Genomic DNA, 3,346 nt, shown 5'->3' on the forward strand with positions numbered 1-3,346 from the left:
GGTGCAATAACATTTAACAACATCAATTTAGCACCAGTGGTTTTCGCCAGGAATAAAACCTGATTGAAAGCACTTTTATCTATTTCTCTAATATCTACCGCTACTAAAATTTTGTTGAACATAATTGTCTTGTTTAATATTTAAGCAAGTCGATCTGTAGTTCGATTGTTTTTAATTTTATTTATAGTCAAACAACTTGAGGAAATTGTGATCTTGTTAGAGATATTACAGTGTGAGAACTGTTAGTTTTTTTGGTTGTCCAAAAAGCATATTTTAATTATTAATCCGCGATCGCTAAAGTCATCAATACCCATGAGGTTAGGGGTTTCTATAAACAAGCCGATAATTATCCCAGCAACGATCGCAACTCCTTGAATTGCACCAAAAATCGTAGCGACTCTTAAATACGATTATCTCTATCCTTAGATCTTTGGGACTACCCGACGGCGGAAAAAGCGTTTGCGTAGTTCTTCAGCCCCTAACAAGATCGGCGGACAGATTAACAGCAACAGCCACTGCCAAATCTCTAAGGGGGCAGTAGCAAAAATATTTTCTAAAGGCTTGAGAAAAACAATACAGAGAATTAAAATCCACTCGGTAGCAATACCCAACCAAATTAAACGATTGCTCAAAAATCCTAATTTAAAAATCGATGTTCTCTCAGAACGACAGGCAAACACATTGCCATCCTGACAAGCGACGATCGTTACGAGAGTAGCCGTAGTAGCCTGTTGATAGATTGCTCTAGTGGTAGGATCGGCTGAATGAGATAAAATTGCCCCACTCACGGCTTGAAGTTCGGCAAAACTGTAGCCATAGCTCCACCAGACAGCAAAAAACGCACTCATCCCCAGCACTGCTTCAATTAAACCCAAAAAACCATAGGCACGAGCTAATAGAGAGCGATCGAGGAGGGGCTGCGATTTTTTACGGGGTGGCTGCTGCATAATTCCTGTTTCTGGTGGCTCTGCTCCCAATGCTAGAGCGGGAATCATATCTGTCCCCAAATCGATCGCCAGAATTTGCAAGACAATCAAAGCTGGGGGGATTTTAAAGATTACCATGGCTAAAAACGGTACAATCTCCGCCACATTGGAAGCCAGAATATAGGTCATAAACTTACGGATATTTTGATAAACCCCTCGTCCCTGCTTGATCGCCTTAACAATAGTGGCAAAGTTATCATCGAGTAAAACTATATCTGCTGCTTCGCGAGCAACATCAGTACCACTCATGCCCATAGCAATACCAATATTGGCAGCCTGGAGGGCAGGGGCATCATTAACTCCATCCCCCGTAACTGCAACTACATGACCGAGACTTTGATAGGCTTTGACAATCTGTAGTTTTTGTTCGGGCATCACGCGAGCAAAGATCAGTTGCTGCTGACGGGGCGTACAAGCACCGCCCTTCGAGGAGGACTCGTCATTTGAGGTTCCCTCAAATGCTTGAGAAGTCCGTGGCGGTGTCAGCCCCTCACGATGATGAATTAATTGACGCAGTTGCGCCTCAGATAAATGTCCTATTTCTTCGCCTGTAACTACCCTAGCTTTACCCTCTACTAAACCAATTTTGCGGGCGATCGCTTCGGCGGTTAAGCCGTAATCTCCTGTAATCATCGTCACGCTAATTCCTGCTCGATCACATTGGGCGATCGCTTCTTTTACTTCTGTACGAGGAGGATCGAACATGGCTACTAAACCAATAAAGGTAAGATCCTGCTCTAGTTGTGCCGATGTTATTTCTAACAGTTCCTGCTCTCCTTGACGGGCAGCAATTCCCAACACGCGAAAACCTTGACGTGCCAGGTTATCATTGGCTGTGGTTATGGCAGTGCGATCGCTCTGGGTAAGTTCAATCAGCTTATTATCCCGTAAAGTCCAATTGCAGTGACGTAAAACTTCTAGAGGTGCGCCTTTGGTAAAGCAGAAATAAGGATGCTCATTTTGCCACTCATTTTCCCATAGTTGCGAATGCCAATCTAACACCACACTCATTAGGCGACGACGAGAATCAAAAGGGACTTCCCGCAGTCTGGGAGATTCATTCTGTAGTATTTCTGGTTCCAACCCCGCCTTCATTGCTGCCACTAACAATGCTGCTTCGGTAGGATCGCCAATTTCTTGCCAGCGACTCGGTTGAGTCAGATGAACTAAACGAGCATTAGAACACAGTGCTGCACCAGCTAAAAGTAACCGAACTTGTTCTTGTGCCTGACTTTCAGAAGGAAGATTAATTTCTCCTGTTGGTTCATATCCAGCACCCGTAACTTCAATATAAGCATCTGTTGTGCTGGGCAGCCAGAGACTGCGGACGGTCATCTCATTTTTGGTTAAAGTCCCTGTTTTATCGGTGCAAATAGCGGTGATCGCGCTGAGGGTTTCAACTGCTGAAAGACGACGCACTAGGGCATTGGATTTTGCCATACGCTGTACTCCTATTGCCAGGGACAAAGTTACCGTAGGCAATAGTCCTTCTGGGACAAAAGCAACAATAATGCCAATGGCAAAAATAAAACTTTCTTTAGCTTCCATTCCCACCAGAAAATAAGTGAGGAGAAATACAATTGCACCCATGCTAATTGCCAGGGCAGTAATAAATCTGACGATCTTGGCAATCTGTATTTCTAGAGTGCTGGGTTCGCGTTTAACTGTGGTAGTTAGATGAGCGACGTGACCAAATTCGGTGCGATCTCCCGTGGCGTAGACTATTCCTGTGGCTCGACCCGAAGTTACTGTCGAACCTGCTAGTACCAGATTAGCGATTTCTGCGGGTCTAACTTTTTCTTGTAGAGATTCTTCCCCTGGGTGCATTAGAGGCGTACCGTTCCGCATCGGTATTACTGGACGAGTACGCACGGGACGGGCATGACGATTGACTGGTAAAGATTCCCCCGTGAGGATCGAGACATCCACATAAAAACTCTCCGCAGCCACTAAACGAGCATCGGCAGAAATGCGATCGCCTTCTTCTAATTGAATTACATCACCATTAACTAACTCACGGGCGGGAATAGTCTGTAAAATGCCACTACGATAAACTTTAGCTTGGGCAGGCAAAACTTTTTTCAAAGCATTTAAGGCTTTTTCGGCTTGAAACTCCTGAGAAAAACTAAAGATAGCGTTAATCCAAATTACTGCCCAGATTGCCCAACCTAACTCTGGAGTGCCAGAGATAAAAGCGAGAATACCAGCCACCCATAGCAGCAACGCCATAAAATGGGTCAATTGGTCGAGAAATCGTAGCAAAAGCGATCGCCTCGGTGGTTCGGGCAGTTCGTTTGCACCATATTGTTTTAATCTAACCGTAGCTTCACTATCAGCAAGCCCTTGGGCAGCAGTAGCCA

The 3,346-nt window shown here is 44.8% G+C and carries 2 protein-coding genes; both read right to left on the bottom strand.

Annotated features, from left to right (window positions below):
- On the bottom strand, window positions 1-122 hold a 122-nt coding region (locus ACRC32_RS23435; protein ID WP_438556237.1), incomplete at its 3' end, for a universal stress protein.
- A 300-nt stretch (window positions 123-422) separates the two neighbouring features.
- On the bottom strand, window positions 423-3,346 hold a 2,924-nt coding region (locus ACRC32_RS23440), incomplete at its 5' end, for a cation-translocating P-type ATPase (RefSeq protein WP_438556236.1).

Origin of the sequence: Chroococcidiopsis sp., from assembly GCF_051657925.1 — a bacterium.
Classification (GTDB): Bacteria; Cyanobacteriota; Cyanobacteriia; order Cyanobacteriales; family Chroococcidiopsidaceae; genus Chroococcidiopsis.